Annotated in this window: 12 protein-coding genes; 9 read left to right on the forward strand and 3 right to left on the reverse strand. The window is 72.2% G+C overall.

The window, feature by feature from the left end; all coding sequences use genetic code 11:
• Nucleotides 1-446: 446 nt before the first annotated feature.
• On the forward strand, nucleotides 447-2,009 hold the full coding sequence (locus tag ACZ79I_RS35265; RefSeq protein WP_471503114.1) for an alpha-L-arabinofuranosidase B: 1,563 nt from the start codon (nucleotides 447-449) through the stop codon (nucleotides 2,007-2,009).
• 366 nt (nucleotides 2,010-2,375) lie between these two features.
• Here ACZ79I_RS35265 and ACZ79I_RS35270 read toward each other — a convergent pair whose 3' ends face one another.
• Both ACZ79I_RS35270 and ACZ79I_RS35275 read right to left on the reverse strand, forming a co-directional pair.
• A complete protein-coding gene (locus ACZ79I_RS35270; RefSeq protein WP_471503116.1) occupies nucleotides 2,376-5,237 on the reverse strand; it encodes an ATP-binding protein in 2,862 nt (953 codons plus the stop codon).
• A gap of 300 nt (nucleotides 5,238-5,537) precedes the next feature.
• Entirely contained in the window at nucleotides 5,538-5,948 is a 411-nt protein-coding gene (locus tag ACZ79I_RS35275) for a hypothetical protein (RefSeq protein ID WP_471503118.1), read from the reverse strand.
• Between the two features lie 907 nt (nucleotides 5,949-6,855).
• On the opposite strand from ACZ79I_RS35275, the gene ACZ79I_RS35280 reads away from it, so the two are divergent.
• From ACZ79I_RS35280 to ACZ79I_RS35315, 8 genes are all read left to right on the forward strand, one after another.
• Nucleotides 6,856-8,121, forward strand: coding sequence for a serine hydrolase domain-containing protein (locus ACZ79I_RS35280; RefSeq protein WP_471503120.1), 1,266 nt, complete (start codon nucleotides 6,856-6,858; stop codon nucleotides 8,119-8,121).
• A 462-nt stretch (nucleotides 8,122-8,583) separates the two neighbouring features.
• Entirely contained in the window at nucleotides 8,584-10,695 is a 2,112-nt protein-coding gene (fusA, locus tag ACZ79I_RS35285) for an elongation factor G (RefSeq protein WP_471503122.1), read from the forward strand.
• A gap of 269 nt (nucleotides 10,696-10,964) precedes the next feature.
• Nucleotides 10,965-11,432: an SH3 domain-containing protein gene (locus ACZ79I_RS35290; protein ID WP_471503124.1), complete on the forward strand. Its 468-nt coding sequence runs from the start codon at nucleotides 10,965-10,967 to the stop codon at nucleotides 11,430-11,432.
• A gap of 301 nt (nucleotides 11,433-11,733) precedes the next feature.
• On the forward strand, nucleotides 11,734-12,462 hold the full coding sequence (locus ACZ79I_RS35295; protein ID WP_471503126.1) for a helix-turn-helix domain-containing protein: 729 nt from the start codon (nucleotides 11,734-11,736) through the stop codon (nucleotides 12,460-12,462).
• A gap of 143 nt (nucleotides 12,463-12,605) precedes the next feature.
• Nucleotides 12,606-13,424: a hypothetical protein gene (locus tag ACZ79I_RS35300; protein ID WP_471503128.1), complete on the forward strand. Its 819-nt coding sequence runs from the start codon at nucleotides 12,606-12,608 to the stop codon at nucleotides 13,422-13,424.
• A 224-nt stretch (nucleotides 13,425-13,648) separates the two neighbouring features.
• Nucleotides 13,649-15,403 carry a phosphatidylglycerol lysyltransferase domain-containing protein gene (locus ACZ79I_RS35305; RefSeq protein ID WP_471503130.1) on the forward strand — a complete coding sequence of 585 codons (1,755 nt, stop codon included), beginning with the start codon at nucleotides 13,649-13,651 and terminating at the stop codon, nucleotides 15,401-15,403.
• Nucleotides 15,404-15,505: 102 nt separating this feature from the next.
• Nucleotides 15,506-16,537 (forward strand): permease, encoded by a 1,032-nt coding sequence (locus tag ACZ79I_RS35310; protein WP_471503132.1) that lies wholly within the window; start codon nucleotides 15,506-15,508, stop codon nucleotides 16,535-16,537.
• On the forward strand, nucleotides 16,534-17,316 hold the full coding sequence (locus ACZ79I_RS35315; protein WP_471503134.1) for a TIGR03943 family putative permease subunit: 783 nt from the start codon (nucleotides 16,534-16,536) through the stop codon (nucleotides 17,314-17,316). The genes ACZ79I_RS35310 and ACZ79I_RS35315 overlap by 4 nt, the downstream gene beginning before the upstream one ends.
• A 13-nt stretch (nucleotides 17,317-17,329) precedes the next feature.
• Here ACZ79I_RS35315 and ACZ79I_RS35320 read toward each other — a convergent pair whose 3' ends face one another.
• Nucleotides 17,330-17,911, reverse strand: coding sequence for a TetR/AcrR family transcriptional regulator (locus tag ACZ79I_RS35320; protein WP_471503136.1), 582 nt, complete (start codon nucleotides 17,909-17,911; stop codon nucleotides 17,330-17,332).
• Between the last annotated feature and the right edge of the window lie 105 nt (nucleotides 17,912-18,016).

Raw genomic sequence — 18,016 nt, forward strand, 5'->3', positions numbered from 1 at the left:
CCCTGCGCGCCCGCGCCGACGCAACGAACCTATTGAGCTCGGCCGGTGAACGGGCCGCACGTCGGTGCGACCGGCTGGGACCGATGAGTAGGCCCGGGGCGCGGTTCCGGGAGGGAACGGGCAAGTGGTTCACGGGCGGCCGCCGGGTGCCCTCGCGGTGCTGCTCCCGAGTCTCTGACCTCGGCTTTCGATGGCCGAAGTATCGGACGTGTGCGAGATGTTGACACCCTTCGGGGGCTTCCTATCATCAATGCTTGTCCGTCACTGCGACCATTGTTCGAAATCCCGTCAGTTCGTATCGTCGCTCCGGCGGCTCCGGACGCGCACAGCAGCAGTCTTCGGCCCATTCCGAAGGATTCGGAGTGACATGGCCATGACCTACTGGGCTCGTCTGTCCTCTCGGCGGTGGGACGCCGTCGGGTCCACTCGTTCCCAGGAGATGATCCATGCCTGTGACTTCCGCCCGCTTACGACGGTGGGGCAGGTGGCTTGCTCCGCTGGCGCTGACCGTGGCCATGTTGGGCGCGCAGACGTCCGCCGGCAGCAGCGCCGCAGCCGCCGGCTCCCTCCCCTGCGACCTGTACGCCTCCGGCGGCACGCCCTGCGTGGCCGCGCACAGTACGACCCGCGCCCTGTACTCCTCCTACAACGGCCGCCTCTACCAGGTCAAACGCGCCTCCGACGGCGCCACCCGGGACATCGGCGTGCTCGGCGCGGGCGGTTACGCCGACGCCGCCGCGCAGGACTCGTTCTGTGCGGGAACGAGCTGCCTGATCACCGTCATCTACGACCAGTCCGGCCGTGGCAACCACCTCACCCAGGCACCGCCCGGAGGGTTCTCGGGCCCCGCCGCGGGTGGGTACGACAACCTGGCGGAAGCATCCGCCGCACCGGTCACCGTGGGCGGCCACAAGGCGTACGGCGTCTTCGTCGCCCCCGGCACCGGATACCGCAACAACAGCACCAGCGGCATCGCCACCGGAGACCAGCCGGAAGGCATGTACGCGATCCTCGACGGCAGCCACTACAACGGCGGCTGCTGCTTCGACTACGGCAACGCCGAGACCAACAGCCGGGACAACGGCAACGGCACCATGGAGGCCATCTACTTCGGCAACATCAAGGTATGGGGCTACGGCACCGGCAACGGCCCCTGGGTCATGGCAGATCTGGAGAACGGGCTGTTCTCCGGGGTCAACGCGGGCTACAACGCGAACGACCCCAGCGTCAGCCACCGGTTCCTCACGGCCGTCGTCAAGGGCGAGCCGAACCACTGGGCGATCCGGGGCGGCAACGCCCAGTCCGGTGGCCTGTCCACCTTCTACAACGGCACGCGCCCCAACGTCTCGGGCTACAACCCGATGAAGAAGGAAGGCGCCATCATCCTCGGCATCGGCGGCGACAACAGCAACAGCTCCGCCGGCACCTTCTACGAGGGCGTCATGACGTCCGGTTACCCGTCGGACGCGACCGAGAACGCCGTACAGTCCAACATCAACTCGGTCGGCTACGCGGCGTCCTCGACGGCGGGCGGGCTCACGGCGGGCTCCAGGGTCTCGCTGCGGGCTACCACCTCCTGCTGCACCACCGAGTACCTCAAGCACAACAGCGCCGACGCCAACGCCGCCATCTCGGCGGTCTCCTCGTCCAGTTCGTCCGCCGACAAGGCCGCGGCCACCTGGACCGTGCGGGCGGGTCTGGGCGACGCCTCCTGCGTCTCGTTCGAGTCCGCCGACAAACCGGGCCAGTACCTGCGGCACTACGACTTCCGGCTGCGCATCGACAGCGACGACGGCAGCGCACTGTTCAAACAGGACGCCACGTTCTGCCCCCAGGCGAGCCACAACGGCCAGGGCATCTCACTCCGTTCCGCCAACTACCCCAGCGACTTCGTACGCCACTACAACAACGACGCCTACATCGCGAGCCACGGCGGCTCCCACACCTGGGACACCGCCACCCTCTGGGCCGACGACACGAGCTGGGTGGTGGCCGCCCCCTGGGCCTGACGCCCACCCGGCGACTTCCGCATCCCGGCTGTGCCACCCGACCCGGTGGCACAGCCGTGGTGACCACGCCCCACACCGTTCGGGCAGATCGGTTACCGGGACCGCCGGCTATAGCACCGTGACGATCGGCATCAGCCGGTGCTCCCGTGCCTTGCGGGCGACAGCGGGGCCGTCGCTCTCCCGGAACACAGGCAGGCCGAGTCCTTGTCGAGCAGACGGTCGGGAACCTTCCAGCGTGGACGGACATGGGGGAAGGCATCCGGGTCCTGCACAACCGCACCGGGTCGTTGAGGCGGACCCGTTTGGCCGCCGCGTCGAGGCCGGGCCGGTGGGCGCGCATGAGCGTGACTCATGACGACTCATGACCTATGACTCGCCCTGACCGATTTCGTCGAGGGCACGGGAGATCCTGTCGGTCCTTGAGTGATCGCCGAGGCCGTGCAGTACGCCGACGAGGACCTGACGGGCGATGACCAGGTTCTCACCGAACGTGGCCGGTGCCCGCTGCGCGAGTCGCTGGTAGAGCTCTGTCGCCTCCAACACGGCGTCGAGTGCCTGGGGGAGCTCCGCCCCTGCCGTGGAGCGGATGCTGGCATTCGCCACGAGAACGGCGGCCAACGCCGGAGTGGCGGCGGCGTCGGCCTGGACACACCGTCGCGTGATCTCGGTCGTTTCGGCGGAGTGCACCAGAGCCGGCTCGAAGTCTTCCAGCTTGGCTTCGGCGAGCGAGGCCAGGTGCAGTGCGTTCGCCAGCTCGTGCTCGTACGTCTCCGGGTCGCTCCTGGCAAGGTCGCGGTACCGCTCGACGGCCTCGGTGAGCAGGTCACGGCTCTCCGCGAACTCGCCGTCGGCGAGGCATCGATCCGCCCGGCGGACCAAGAGGGCGGCCGCCACGGCGTGTGCGCCATCGGGGGACAGCGAGATGTGGCGGACTCCACGCTGGAGAGCGGCCCGTCGCAACTCAGCCGGAAACGAGGTGTCGTCGAGGTTCTCCTCGATCCGCCGGCTGGACCGCAGGGCTTCGGTGAACCGGGCCCGCCGTACACCGGCCAGGTCCGTGTAGATCCCGGTCGCCTCGGCCGCGGCGGTGGCGGCGTGATCGGTGTCGGCTCGGAGCATCTCGCGGACCGCCGCGTACCTGTGCAGGCTCTCCGCGAGGCTTGGCCGGTGGGTGGCCGGATCGGCCTCGGCGAGCCGTCGATGGACCTCCACCGACTCGGCGGTGGCGGCGAGGGCTTCCTCCGGCTGTCCCGTCTGCGCGCGCATCATGCCGAGATTGCTCAACGCGGCGCCGAGGGCCGCTTCGGCGGCGTGCGGAACGGGGCCGTCACCCAGCGGCCGGCAGACCCTGACGGCCTCCTCGGTTGCGTCCACGGCCTCCTGATGCCGTCCCAGTTCCCAGAGCTGACCTCCCTGGTTGGTCAGCAGTCGCGCGAGCGTCGGCCCGTGAGTCGCCGGGTCGATCCCGGCCCACGCGCGGCAGGCCTGCACCGCCGCCGTGGTGTTCGTCAGGGCCTCCTCGTTCCGTCCCAGCGCGGCCTGGGAGTTGCCGAGAGCACCGAGGACGGTCAACAGCCCGCCCACGTCGTCGAGTGAGTAGTCGGCCGTGTCGAGCCGGCGGTAGATCGCGAGGGCTTCCTGGAATTCGATCACCGCCTGGAGATGGAGTTCCGCGGACGCCAGCCTGGCGCCGAGCTGGGCCCGCAGCCAGGCACGGGCCGCGGGGTCGTCGGTGCGGGCCAGCCGGTCCTCGGTCAGGCGCTGGGCGAACGCGGCGATGCCGACGTCGAGTTCGAGGCTGGGTCCGGCGGGGAGGTGGGCGCCGATCGCTTCCAGCAGGTCGCTGTCGAGGAAGTCGAGCTCGGCCAGTGCGGTCAGCACGCTGTTGCCGCCTCGCGGAGCGAGCCAGGGACGTTCGCGGAGCGCCCGGCACAGCCGCTCGGCGATGTGGGGCCAACGGCGTGCGGTTTCGATCAGGACGGTCAGGGCCGGTGCTACCCAGGCGGACGCCGGGTCCTCCTGTGCACCGGACAGCAGCTCCGCCATCGCCTCGTCCGCCCACGGATCGGACGGATACGTGGAAGCGTGCCCGGGAGTGGACAGCGCGAGAAAGTCCTCGCCGAGGCGGTCCGGACAGAGCGGTTCGAGGACCGTACCGGCGGCCGGAGGCGGATAGCAGAAGGCGTGGTCGGTGAGAACCTGCCCAGGATCGACGGAGCGCACGCCGATCCTCTGCAGGGCTTCCAGGCCGACCCGGTAGGGCAGGGGGCCGGTGAGCGTCGCTGTGTAGACGGCCCGGGCCATGGTGTCCGGGTCGGTGGGGAACAAGCGGCCGGGACCGATGTGCAGCTCCTGCCAGTGGTCACGTTCGCGTGTGAGGAGATAGGCGGAGACCTCCGTGGGCTCGGTGGGCGCCGTGGTCCCGTCGCGATGGGCGAGGACGGCGGTGAGCGCGGCCATGTGCACGCTGAGGACCAAGCGGTACGCCTCGTGCCGCACGAGGGCGGGCGGCGGTGCCACGGCTTCCGGATCGGACACGCCGAGCTGCTCGGCGAAGCTGTCGCGTGCCGCCGTGAACAGGTCGACCCGGTCGGCGGGGCGCTGTGCCAGCGGTCCCAGCTCGTGGGTGTCTGCGGCTACCCCCAGAGCGCGATCGATCCGGTACTGGAGGACCTGCCACCAGTGGCCGGTCGACCGGGCGAGGAGGAGAACCCGTACGAGGGTGCCGGGCGCACCGAGGTGCGTCAGCAGGGACAGCAGATCGGGGGTGTCCCACCGCTCGGCGTAGTCGACCACCACCAGCGTTCCGGGGGCACCTGCCGTCGAGCGGGCGGATTCCGTGACCGGCTCGGAGTGGTCCCGGCGGTGATGGGCGATCAGCACGGACCATCCGTCGGCCGACCACAGGCGGGCGACCTGAGCGGCCAGCCGGGACTTGCCCTGCCCACCGGGGCCGTGCACCAGCCGGACCGCCATCCCGGGCTGCGAGGCGTCGTCGCGCCAGCGGCGAAGGCCGTCCAACTCCGATGCGCGGCCGGTGAAGTGCACCACCGCGTGGCTCGCACGCAGCAGCAGACTGGGGTGCGAACGCGCTCGCTCAGGTGACACGCCGGGCAGGTCGGCGGACCATTTCGTGAGACCGTACGGCGCCGGCGCCTCGTAGACGGTCATGTCCCCGCCGGCTACCAGGACACGGCTGAAGTCCGTCGCCGACACGTTGATCGACATCTTGGGACCGTCGTCCCCCGCGGGCGGGGGTGCGGGCGTTCCCCGAGGGTCGGCTCTGCCTCTGCCGGTGCGGCGAGCCGACGGCTGTGGGTTTCTGTCGGCTGACCGGTTCTTGAACCAGCGAAGACGCGACACCTCGACTCCCCCTGGGGTGGTCGCTCCTGTGACGTACCGGAACGGTCGTCAAGCGGTTGGGAACACCTCGATCGGCGTCCGCGCCGAGGTGTCGGATCCGCCACTGGCGCGTCCCGCGAGGACAGGGCGGGAGCGACCGGGTCGCGGTGGCGGACGCCGATGGGGTCACGTGAAGTGCTGGTCGCGTCCGGCCACGTACATCCGGGAGTTCCCGAAGGCCTTCGCATTGATCACGGTCGATGTGCCGTGGGCCTGTGCGTGTGCCCTCAGCGCCGGGTTCAGGGTCTCGTCGAGCAGTCGTTGCAGTTCGTCCGCCAACGCGGGGTCCTGCCGGAGCAGTTCCTGAAGACGCACTTGCCAACTGCCCGTCAGCGCCTGCACAGTCGCGGTGTCCCCGGCATCCTGGGCGGAGAGAACCTGGGTACGGACGCCGGCGAGGTCTTCCGCGACGCCGTCCGCCTGCGCCGGGCGCACGAGCCGCCACATCGCGACCAGTCCCGCACGGGCTTGCTGCCAGCCATCCGTGGCCATGGCGCCGACCAAGGCCGTCCCCGCCGCCAGCACGATCGGGTCCATCGCGCGCTCCCCCTCCGCCGATCCAGCAACTGCTCGACGACAGTAGGCACTTCTGTGCGGCCTCGCCACCTTTCTGACTCTTTGGCGGGACCTCCTCGGTACGTCGTCCGCGGTCGCCCACCGCCACTTCGCCGACTGCCCGGACCGGTCCGGCGGCCTGGGCAACGGCGCCGCTTGAAGACCGCGGCGAGCCGGTCGGTGGTGTTGCCGAGCCGACGGCGGCGGCTCGGCGCTCGTACCCGGTGCGCAGCGGAGGTGTACTTCCAGGTCGGCAGGAGGCCGCCAGCGAGCGACTTCAGGTAGGGGCGTCGGTACGCGGTCCGGGGGAAGTCGCGCCGAGTCGGGGGACGGATACGCCAGGGACGATGCGCGGTGGGCGATCGTCTGCCTCGAGGCCCTCCAGGCCCTGGACCCGGACGGTACGCGCCTGCGCGTCGCACCGGCCCCTCATGCGGCGGCGCTGGGAGCGCACAAAGCGACGCGATGACCCATTCGTGCGACACCCTTCCGCTACGGCTCACCGTCTGCCCGGTAAGGGAGCGCAACAGCGCCCTCCTGTGCCGGGCAGACGGCACGCCGTGCAACGGCTGAGCGGGGACGGCCCGGCGCGACGGTACCGAGTGCCCGGGGTTTCCGTACGCCATGCCGCCGATCGAGCGCTGACTCCGAGGTCCCGACCGACCGGCTGCGCAGTCGCGTCCCCCGGTCCGTACGGCCGGCCCGGGCGCCGACAGGCGGCGCGCCCCGGCCGCCCCTATCCTGAGGGCAGGACCTCGGGGTACGGTCCCCGGTAGGGCCGTGGCCTGCGGCTCATCGTGTGTTCGGCGTCGCCGTGGGCGGGCACGTCTCCGCGCCGCGTCCGGTCGGAGGAGGCGGGAACGGGGTCCCGCACGGTTGGAGTCAGCCCATGACGCATGCCCGCACACGGTTGCGCAGGGGGGCCACCGCCGCCGTCGCGGTGGGGATGCTCGCGATGCCGATCGCGTTCGGGGCCGCGTTCGACGTGCCGGAGTCGCGCACCACGGCCGTCCGCATGGACGCGCCGCGCACGCCGTCCGGTGTCACGAGAGTGTTCTCGGGGGAGGCCCGGGAGCTCGCTCCCGAAGTGACGCGGCAACTCGACGCGGCCGTGCGGCAGGTCATGCGGGAGGCGCGCGTGCCCGGTGTGACCGTGGGACTGTTCACGCCGAACCGGGGCAGTTATGTGCGGTCGTTCGGAGTGGCCGACAAGAGCAGCGGCCGGAGGATGTCGCCGGGTCTGTACATGCGCATCGGCAGCGAGACCAAGACGTTCACCGTGACGGCGCTGCTGCAACTGGTCGACCGGGGCGCGGTGCGCCTGGACGATCCGATCGGCAGGTACGTCGACGGTGTGCCCGGCGGGGACAGGATCACCCTGCGCCAACTGGCCGGGATGCGAAGCGGGTTGTTCAACTACAGCGAGGACACCGCCTTCCTGAAGGCGCTGACGTCCGATCCACGGCGGTCGTTCACTCCGCGCGAGCTGCTCGGCTACTCCTTCGGGCATCCGGTGCTGTTCCCGCCGGGGGAGAGGTTCGACTACTCCAACACCAACCTGGTTCTGCTCGGGCTGGTCGTCGAGAAGGTGAGTGGACTGCGGCTGGGGGACTTCATCCGGCGGAACATCCTCGCACCGGCCGGACTGAACCGCACGCTGTTCCCCGACGGTGCTACGTTCCCGGACCCGCACGCGCAGGGGTACACGAACCAGACCGCGGACGGGCAGACCGAGGACGCGGCTGGCTGGAACCCCTCCTGGGGCTGGGCGGCCGGTGCGATGATCTCCGATCTGCGGGACCTGCGGGTGTGGGCGCGCACGCTGGCCACCGGCAGGCTGCCGGGCGGCGGCCCCCTGATCAGCCCGGCCCTTCAGCGCGAGCGGCTCAGCACGCCCCCGGCCCCGTTCCCGGGCGTCGGATACGGCCTCGGTGTCTTCACCGTACGGGGCTGGATCGGGCACAACGGGGCACTGCCGGGCTACGAGTCCCTGACCGTCCACCTCCCGTCCGCGCGGACCACCCTCGTCGTGCTGCTGAACACCGACATCGACCACGGGGGCAAGGCCTCCAGCACGCTCTTCGGCGAGGCGATCACGAAGATCGCCACACCGGGACACGTCTTCACCCTGCCCGCGCAGCCCACCACCGGGTGAGGGCCCCTGCATCCGGCAGCGCCGCCGGTTCTCCACCGGCAGGAAAAAAACACGGTGCTTCGGGCCCCGCTCGCTTCCTACACTCACCGTGCATCGCGCGCCGCACTGTTCTCGCGGCGCGTTCCGTGACGAGTGAGGGGAGCCCGGCCGTGCGTGAGCGCACCGCTGTCGTCGTTCCCCGGTCACGGTACGAGGTGATCCTGGTGTCCTCGTACGTCCGGTGCCGGCTGCGCGGCCGGAACCGGATGCCCGTGACGAACACCTGACCCCGCCCGCCCCCGGCCGGCGGTGCCGGCAGTGCCCGGCCGGCCGCCGGAACGCGCCGCCGCGCTCCGCGGCTCGTCGGAGGTCTCGACACGGCCCGGCCGCGGGCCCGTTCGTCCGGCAATCGCGCCGCCCTGTTCCGCGACTCCGCGACTCCGCGACTCCGCGACACCTCGACAACTCGAAAGGCCACGGGCCGTGCGCACCGATCTGCACCGTCAACCCACCAGTCCGCTCACCGCCGTCCGCAATCTCGGCATCCTCGCCCACGTCGACGCCGGGAAGACCACCGTCACCGAGCGGATCCTCTATCTGACCGGGACCACCCACAAGCGCGGTGAGGTCCACGACGGCACGACCGTCACCGACTTCGACCCCCAGGAACGCGACCGCGGCATCACCATCTTCGCCGCGGCCGTCAGCTGCGCCTGGGACGGTCACCGGATCAACCTCATCGACACCCCGGGCCACGTCGACTTCGCCGACGAGGTCGAGCGCTCGCTGCGCGTGCTGGACGGCGCGATCGCCGTGTTCGACGCGGTCGCGGGCGTCGAACCGCAGAGCGAGTCGGTGTGGCGGCAGGCCGACCGGTACGGAGTGCCACGCATCGCCTTCGTCAACAAGCTGGACCGCGCGGGCGCCGACCTCGACACGGCGGTCGACTCGATCCGCCGGCGGCTGCACCCGGCCCCGCTGGTCGTCCAGCTGCCGATCGGGGCGGAGGACCGGTTCACGGGCGTGGTGGACCTGCTGCGCATGCGGTCCCTGGTCTGGGCCGACGGCGGCGACACGGCCGAGGAGGGCTCGGTCCCCGACGCCCTGCTCGACGAGGCCCGGCGGCGCCGCAGGACGCTGGAGGAGGCCGTGGCCGAACTCCACCCCCTGGCCCTGGAGGAGTTCTGCGCCACGGCCACCCTCACCCCGCGGACCCTGGCCCGTGCGCTGCGCGAGCTGACCCGCAGCGGTGAAGGCGTCGTGGTGCTGTGCGGCTCGGCGTACCGCAACCGCGGCATCGAGCCGCTGCTGGACGCCGCCGTCGCCTACCTGCCGTCGCCGCTGGACGTGCCCGCGGTGCGCGGCACCGGCGAGGACGGCACGGAGCAGGAGCGGGCCGCCGACCCGGCGGCACCGTTCGCGGCCCTGGCGTTCAAGGTGAACGCCACGCCCACGGGACGGCTCACCTATCTGCGGGTCTACTCGGGCACGCTCACGAAGGGAGAGACGGTGATGGACGCGGGCACCAGGCGCACCGAGCGGATCGGCCGGATCCTGCGGGTGCGGGCCGACCGCCACGCGGAGCTGGACCGGGCCGTGGCCGGGGACATCGTCGCGGTGGCGGGACCGAAGGCGGCCCGTGCCGGATCGACGCTGTGCGCACCCGGGGCGCCCCTGCTCCTGGAGCCTGCGACGGTCGCCGAACCGGTCGTCTCCGTCGCGGTCGAGGCCCGCAGGAGCACCGACACCGGCCGGCTGGCGGCGGCGCTCGCACGCCTGGTCGAGGAGGATCCCTCGCTGACCGTCCGCACCGACCCGGAGACCGGCCAGACCGTGCTGTCCGGCATGGGTGAACTGCACCTGGAGGTGGCGGTGGAGAAGATCCGCCGCGCCCACGGCCTGGACGTGGGCGTCGGCCGGCCCCGGGTGGCCCACCGGGAGACGGTGGTCCGCGGGGTCTCCGGGCTGGTGTACCGGCACGTCAAACAGGACGGCGGCGCGGGCCAGTTCGCCCACGTGGTCCTCGACGTGGAACCGCTGGCGGCCGGGGACGGCGAGGGCGCGACGGGCTTCGCGTTCCGCTCGGCCGTCGTCGGCGGCCGGGTGCCTCAGGAGTACGTCCGGGCGGTCGAGGCCGGCTGCCGGGACGCACTGGCCGAGGGACCGCTGGGCGGCCATCCGGTGACCGGGCTGAGCGTCCTGCTGACCGACGGGGCGACCCATCCGAAGGACTCGTCGGAGACGGCGTTCCGGACGGCCGGCCGGCTCGCGCTCCGGGAGGCGCTGCGGGCGTGCCTGATGGTGCTGCTGGAGCCGGTCGCCGAGGTCACCGTCACGGTGCCCGACGATGCCGTCGGAGGGGTGCTAGGGGACCTGGCGGCGCGCCGCGGCCGGGTCTCCGGTTCGACGGCCCGGGCGGGTGCCACGGTCCTGACCGCCACCGTGCCGCTGGCCGAACTGTTCGGCTACGCGACCCGGTTGCGCAGCCGTACCCAGGGCCGGGGATCGTTCACCACCCGGCCCGCCGGATACGCCCCGGCTCCGGCCCAGGCCCAGGCCCCGGGCCAGGCGGCTTCCGGGACACCGGCCCGGTAGGACGGCGACGGCGGGTTGGTGGGTTGCGGCCCGGTCGGCCGGCGGTGCCGCCCGTGTGCGGGCGGCACCGCCGACGCCGGCGGGTACGTCCGTGCCGGCCCCGGGGCATCCGTTCGCCCCCGCGCCTCACCCGCCCATCGCGGCGGCCGTCCCACGGGACGTTCCCCCCGTCCCTGGAACAAGGGGACGGAATTCCCGGCCGTCGGGACGGAAAGCCTCGGCGACGTCCGATCACGCCTCGTGATCGCACTGTCAGTCCGGAGGTTTCCATGATTCGTCGGACACTGCAGGGCGGCCTGCTGGCCGCGGTCGCGATGTTCGCGCTCGTGCCCACGGCGGCCGTCGCCGTCGCGGCCGATCAGGCCGCACCGGCGCCGGTCGCCGCCACCGTCCCGCACCATCCGCACACACTGCTTCCCGCCGTGGCCCGGCACACGCCGGTCCGTCATCGTGCGCACCGTTCCGCGCGGTGCCGGCACCACGTCCGTCACCACCGTCGTACCGCCCGGGTCACGGGGCGGGTCGCCACGCGCTACATCCCGCTCAACGTCCGCTCCGGCCCCGGCCTCGGCTACCGCGTGATCGGCCACCGCCGCGTCAACGGACGGCTGGCGCTGGTCTGCAAGACGTACGGGTCGTACGTGTACGGGAACCCGCGCTGGTACCGGCTCGCGGGCGGCAGCGGATACGTCTCCGCCCGCTACGTCCGTGCCTGGAGCACCGTGCCCTGGTGCTGACGTCCGTCCTCCCGCTCATCGAAAGGACGGCCTGGCCGGTTCACTCACGGGTGAACCGGCCGGGCCGTCGGCGTGTCAGGATCTCCGGCGACTCACCCTTCTCATACCGGCACCATGTGTGGCGGCACCACCCACCAGGGAACAGATCACAAAAAGCAGGGCGAACAGCCCAAACTGGAGTCGGCGTCGAGGGACAGGTCATGCGACAGCCCCAAGGATCGAGACCGTGAAGGCCGGTGCGCCATGGACGGCGATTCCCTGCCGGCCGGCGGCCGCTCCGCCCGCTCAGCCGGACGACCCCGTGGCGGCAGGGCTGCGCGGGCTGAAGGAGCGCACCGGCCTCAGTCTCGCGGCCCTGGCCGCCCGCACCCCCTACAGCAAGTCCGCGTGGCACCGCTACCTCCACGGCGTCCAGCGGCCGCCCCGTTCGGCCGTGGAGGCGCTGGCCGCACTCGCCGGCGCCGACCCCGCACCCCTGCTCGCGCTGTGGGAGGCGGCCGAGCGGGCGCCGGCGGCGGACGGGCCGTCCGGCGACGGTTCCGCGGCGCGGCCCACCCGTTCGCGGCGGCTGCCGTTCCCGGCGCTCGCCCTGGTCGTCACGGTCTCCGCGGTGGTGGTCACCCTCGTGGCGACCGACCGCTCCCACGCTCCCGGCGGGCGGCTCGCGGCGGCCTCGCCCCGGTGCCGGGGAGCGTCCTGCCAGGGGCAGCTGCCCGTGGGCTCCGCCTGCCGCCGGGACGCGCAGACCAAGAGCACGGTCCACGACGCCTCGTACGCCGTACGGCTGGAGTACTCGCCCTCCTGCGGCACCGCCTGGGCCGAGGTCCAGGCGCGGGCGTCGGACGCCCGGGTCATCTCCGTCCGCTCCGGGCGGGACGTGCTGTCCGCCGGGTACCCGGGCGACGGCACCGGCGGCTGGGCGAGCCCCATGATCGCCGTCACCTCGCTCGACGGTGTGGAGGCGTGCGCCGAGATGGGCGGCAGGCTGGCCTGCACCGGCCTGGACTCCGTACCGACCGGGGAGGGCTGAGCGGATGATCGGATCGAGTACCGCGCGGGGTGTGCGCCGTATGAGGGTGTGCCGCCCTGACGGATGTCCTACATGTTGTAGGGTTTGGGGCGTCCGTCCGCCGGTCCGTACCGGGCGGTGCGTTGCTGCCGATCGGGGGAGCCGTGCAGGAGTCTGACGAGCCGTCACCACTGGGCGGTCCGATCTTCGAGCAGGTGGTGGACCGGGCCCTGGACTCTCCTGAGATCGCCGCCGCGATCGGTGCCGCCGACACGGGCCCGTGGCGTGAGCGGTTGCGGGCGCGGGCCCTGGAGGAGCGGGAGCGACTCCTCGGTGTCGCCGCCGCGGAACACGACGAGTACGTCAAGGCGCTGGCCGCCGCCGTCGGCCGCGACGGTCCGCCGCACGCCGACGACGCCACGAAGGAGCGGATCCTGCCCGTGCTCGCGATCCTCGTGCCGAGCCTCGGGGCCGTGGCCACGGGAGTGTTCCTGCTGTGCGGATTCGGCCTGCGCGCCTTCGCCGTGCGCCCCCACATCGGCGACGGGCTCGTGATGGCGGGAGTGATCGCCGCGGCCGTGACGGCGGGGGCCGCGATCGGGGATCTCGGCTGGCTTCTGGTGACGGGCGCACGCGGCCGAGCCCGGCGCGGGGCCGGCGAGGCGGCACCGGGCGACCCCGAGGTGAGCCGGGCCCGTGCGGCGTGGGAGCTCGCCGTGCTGGAACGGGGGCTGGTGCCCTTCCTGGCAGAGTGCGCGGGTGTGGGCCCCGCGGGGCCCACACCCATGGCTGCGGACTCCATGGATGCCAGTCCCATGGGTATGGGCCCCATGAGCCCCGGTTCCATGGATCTCGACCGGGGGGAGGGCGACCGCGAGGACCCCGGGAACGCGGACCCGGAGTGCCCGGATCCCGGACGACCGGATCGCCGGCAGGCCGACGAGGCCGCCCGCACCGTGGGCGTGGAGGAGCGGACCCAGTAGCGCAGTAGCGCCGATCCTTGCCTGACTCCTACTCTCTGTGTGCTCCCTGTGCCCCCTACGAAATGTAGTGTTTACAGGGCCCCGTTTCCCCTGCCGCTTCCGTCCCCGCCGGTTTCCCCGGCCTCTTGTCAAGGTGAGTCATCGCGGTGCCCGCACAGCAACAAGCAGTGATCCCCCGGCAGCACCCCCCGCGCCCGCAGAGTACGGAAGGCGACCGGCCGCCGTTGCTCGCGCGCCTCCGGCCGGGAGCGGCCGTCGCCACCGTGTGGTACCTGCGGCTGCAGGTGCTGCTGAACATCGTGGCGGTCCTCTCGCTGCCCTTCCGCGAAGAGGTCCACGAGCACAACGCCGGCGAGTACTTCACCCCGTACCTCGCCACCGCCGGACTGGTCTCGGCGGCCCTCGCCCTGTTCCTGGCCGTGGTGATGCGGCGTCGCAAGCGGGCCGCGTGGATCTTCAACATGCTGCTGGCCGGCTCCCTCTTCGGGCTCTACGCGCTCGCCCTGACCCAGGACCCCTACCGCCGGCACGTCTTCAACTGGATCTCCGCCCTGCTCACCGGCCTGTTCGTGGCGGCGCTGCTGCTCGGGCGCAAGGAGTTCCGGGCCGTGGGCGACCGCTCCAACCCGCGTCTCGCACTGATCGTCGGCGCCTGCGGCATCCTCGTCAGCGGCGGCATCGGCACCCTGCTGGTGCGCGCCACCAACACGCTGCCCGGGGCCACCCTGACGGACGAGATCGCATACACGCTGCTGCGCGGCATCAGCGTCGGCCCGCTCGCCGACCGCGTCGACGCCGTGCACGCCCCGCGCTGGGTGGACATCACCGTCAACATCCTGATCGCGGTCTCCTTCCTCCTCGTCCTGTACGCCTGCTTCCGTTCCCCCCGCGGCCGCGAACTCCTCGGCGCGGAGGACGAGCAGCGACTGCGGGTGCTGCTCGCCAAGCACGGTGAGCGGGACTCCCTCGGCTACTTCGCGCTGCGCCGCGACAAGGCCGTGATCTGGTCCCCGAGCGGTAAGGCCGCCGTCACCTACCGGGTGGTCGGCGGCGTCACCCTCGCCTCCGGCGACCCGATCGGCGACCCCGAGGCATGGCCGGGCGCCATCGAGCAGTGGCTGGAGGAGGCGCGTCGGCACGCCTGGACGCCCGCCGTCATGGGCGCCAGCGAGGAGGCCGGAACCATCTACGCCCGGCACGGACTGGACGCCCTCGAACTGGGTGACGAGGCGATCGTGGACGTCGCCGACTTCAGTCTGGAGGGACGGGCGATGCGGGTCGTGCGGCAGGCGCACAACCGCGTCCGGCGCGCCGGGTACACCGTGACCGTCCGACGCCACGGGGACATCCCGGAGCAGGACATGGCCACGCTGATCGAGAAGGCGGACCACTGGCGCGACGGCGGCAGCGAACGCGGCTTCTCCATGGCCCTGGGCCGCCTCGGCGACCCCGCCGACGGGTGCTGCATGATGCTGGAGTGCCGTGACGGCGAGGGCGAGCCCCGGGCCCTGCTCAGCTTCGTTCCCTGGGGCGAGCACGGGCTTTCCCTCGACCTGATGCGGCGCGACCGCAACTGCGAGAACGGCCTGATGGAGTTCATGGTCATCGAGCTGCTGCTGCGCGCCCGTGAGATCGGCGTCGAGCGGGTGTCGCTCAACTTCGCCATGTTCCGCTCCGTCTTCGAACGCGGCTCCCGTCTGGGCGCCGGTCCCGTCCTGCGGCTGTGGCGCTCCGTGCTGACCTTCTTCTCGCGCTGGTGGCAGATCGAGTCCCTCTACCGCGCCAACGCCAAGTACCGGCCCGTGTGGGAACCCCGCTTCCTGCTGTTCGAGAAGAGCAGCGACATCCCGCGCATCGGCCTCGCCAGCGCACGTGCCGAGGGGTTCCTGACCGTGCCGAGCCTGCCGGCGCTCTTCCGCCGTCGGCACGCCCCGGCCGCGCAGGGCCAGCCGGAGACGGCGTACCGAAAGGGTCATTGACCGGCAAATTTCCGGGACCGGATGAGACACGGGCGTCCAGGGCCGCGTAGAGGAGAAGGGGAACCCCCCGCGCCGCCCGTCCCTCCCGGAGGTATCCCGACCGTGACCATCGTCAAAGCACCCCCGCCTGCGGTCGGCCGAGGCGGCCGGGGCGACCGGGGCGACGGCGAGCAGACTCCGCAGGGATGGCAGTTCAACTCCTCCCTCGGCCTGACGCTGCTGCTGCTCCTGATGGCCGTCGGGCAGGGACCCATCCGGCGGGCGCTGGGCGCACCGGTGATGCAGAGCTGGATGACCGTCTTCCTCGCGGTGGTCGTCCAGGCCCTGCCCTTCCTGGTCCTCGGTGTCCTGCTGTCGGCGGCCCTCGCGGTGTTCGTCCCGCCGTCGTTCTTCGCCCGGGCGCTGCCGCGACGGCCCGCGCTCGCGGTGCCGGTCGCCGGCGTGGCCGGGGCGGTCCTGCCCGGCTGCGAATGCGCGTCGGTGCCCGTCGCGGGGGCGCTCGTGCGCCGGGGTGTCACGCCCGCCGCGGCACTGGCCTTCCTGTTGTCCGCCCCCGCGATCAACCCGATCGTGCTGACGGCCACCGCCGTCGCGTTCCCGCGCGACCCGGAGATGGTCCTCGCCCGGTTCGCGGCGAGCCTGCTCGTGGCGTGTGCGATGGGGTGGCTGTGGCAGCGGCTGGGGCGCACCGAATGGCTGCGGCCGCCGGACCGTGCGTCGTACGAGGGCCGGAGCAAGGGAGCCGCGTTCTGGGGCTCCGTACGGCACGACGTGATGCACGCCGGCGGCTTCCTCGTGGTCGGCGCCATGGCCGCCGCCACCCTCAAGGCCGTGGCGCCGGCGAGTTGGCTGCGCACGGCGGCGGGCGACCCGGTGGTGGCGGTCCTCGCGCTGTCGGTCCTGGCCGTGCTGCTGTCGATCTGCTCCGAGGCGGACGCGTTCGTGGCCGCCTCGCTGTCCCAGTTCTCGCTGACCGCCCGGCTGGCGTTCCTCGTGGTGGGACCGATGATCGACCTGAAGCTGTTCGCGATGCAGGCCGGCACGTTCGGCCGCTCCTTCGCCCTGCGGTTCGCCCCCGCCACCCTCGTGCTCGCGATCCTGGTATCGGTCCTGACCGGGGCGGTGCTGCTGTGAACCGTCAGGCGCAGGCCGCCGTTCTCTTCCTGCTCGGCGGAGCGATGCTGCACGCCGGCACCACCGATCTGTATCTGCGCTACGTCAAGGCCGGGCTGCGCCCGCTGCTGCTCGCTTCCGGGGCCGTGCTGATCGTGGCCGCCGCGGCCACCGTCTGGTACGAACTGCGCCGGTCGCGGGTGGCCGCGGCGCGCCCCGACGGCGGCGAGCCGCACCACGTCCACGGGGACGCCCAGGATCACCAGCACGGGCACCAGCACGGGCACACCCATCGCGAGCCCCGTGTCTCCTGGCTCCTCGTGCTGCCCCTGTTCGCCCTCATCCTGGTCGCCCCGCCCGCGCTGGGCTCCTACAGCGCCCTGCGCACCGGAACCGCCCTCCAGCCGCCCTTCGGCTACCCGGCCCTGCCGGGCGGCGACCCGGTCCGGCTCAACCTGGTGGACTACGCGGGCCGCGCCGCCTACGGCCACGGACGCTCCCTCGGCGGCCGGAAGGTCGAGATCACCGGGTTCGTCGCCCTCGATCGCGGCGGCACGCCCTACCTGGTCCGCATGGCCCTCAGCTGCTGCGCCGCCGACGCGCAGCCGGTCAAGGTGGGGCTGTCCGGGAAGCTGCCACCCGTCCTGCAGCCCGACTCCTGGCTCGATGTCACCGGCACCTACACCGGCGAGCGGACCAAGGACCCCGTGAACGGGGGGGTCATCCCGTTCATCGACGTCGTACGGGCCAGGCCGGTGCCGACCCCCCGTGACCCGTACGACGAGAGCTGGAACAACTGAGGCCGAGGGGACGTCAGTTCGCGGACGCCCGCACTCCGTCCAGCGCCACGTTGAGCACCCGGTCCCGCTGTGCGTCGTCCAGGAAGTGCGTCGCGGTGATCCCGGCGACCATGCGCAGCAGGTCGTCGAAGCGCATGTCCGTGCGGGCCGCGCCCGCCTTCTGGGCGCGCTCGAACAGCGGGCCCCCGGCCTGGTACATGGACTCCCGGCAGGCCAGGAAGACGTCCGACTCGTCGTCCATCGCCTCGCGGATGGCCCGCTTGGTCACCGTGTAGTCGACGAACCGGCGCAGCCACGAGGTCAGCGCCTCCCACGGCTCCAGGCCGGCGACCTCCTCGGCCACCCGGCACAGGGCGTTCACCTCGCCCGCGTACACGCTCTCGAAGAGGTGGCGGCGGGTCGGGAAGTTGCGGTAGAGCGTGCCGATGCCGACGCCGGCCCTCCGGGCGATGTCCTCCAGGGACGCCTCCGCGCCGTTCTCCGCGAAGGCGTCGCGCGCGGCTGCGATCAGGGCGTCGTAGTTGCGGGCGGCGTCCTTCCGGTGGGGCCGCTGGGACGCCACGATCTCGCTGACGGGGAACGGCTGGGCCGTCACTGCTGCCTCCCGGGCCGGAGCGGAGTTGAAGTGGAGGGGTGCCTCCGTTACAGTGGAGGTGTACCTCCACTTTAGCAGTCGGGGTGTGCCCGTTCCGGGCGCGTG

It is taken from the genome of Streptomyces sp. PSU-S4-23 (genome assembly GCF_055632315.1).